General features: G+C 35.4%; 1 protein-coding gene. It reads right to left on the bottom strand.

Going from position 1 to position 565, the window contains the following annotated elements; all coding sequences use genetic code 11:
• The coding region (locus BTV99_RS12595) for a hypothetical protein (protein WP_143507176.1) at positions 1-532 on the bottom strand (532 nt) is incomplete at its 3' end.
• Positions 533-565 lie beyond the last annotated feature (33 nt).

Raw genomic sequence — 565 nt, 5'->3', positions numbered from 1 at the left:
TCATTTTTGCATCTCTAAAGCGAGTTTCTAAAGTAGTTTTACCCTGTCCATAGATTGATTTATCAGTAATCCTACCAATGATTACAGCTTCGCTAGTAAATGGAGGTCTAACGCTCTCTACCTTTGGTATAGTCATTAATTCTAGTAGTAAGCCTATAGTCGTTTGATAGCTTTTTTCGTTGCGGTCACTCAATATGTCGCCGGTATCAGCTTTCTTATTTAACTGCTCATTAAGTTTTTTTATATCTTGCTCTTGCTGCTTTATTTTAGCGTTGGCGGCTGCTAGTTGCTCATTATGCCCTAACGTTAGCGTTCCTATTAAAAAATTACTATCAGCTAGAGATTGTATTAATCTCTCTATTTTCTCAAGTGCCTCATCTAATTGTTGCTCTACACAGACTGAGTTACTATCTGCATTAGTAAGGGTTTCATCATCAAAATGTAATAGACCTTCCAAGGGCTTAAAATTAAGAAGTTCGGACTTTTTAAAAAACGAGTGCATGTTGTTGAAGTAAAGTTCTGTTATTTTCATCCTAACGTCATCGCTTAATTGTTCTAAACTTTT

Source organism: Psychrobacter sp. Rd 27.2, from assembly GCF_001921755.1.
Taxonomy (GTDB): Bacteria; Pseudomonadota; Gammaproteobacteria; order Pseudomonadales; family Moraxellaceae; genus Psychrobacter; species Psychrobacter celer.
The sequence above is the reverse complement of the archived record's forward strand: the minus strand, read 5'-3'. Positions and strand labels throughout refer to the sequence as shown.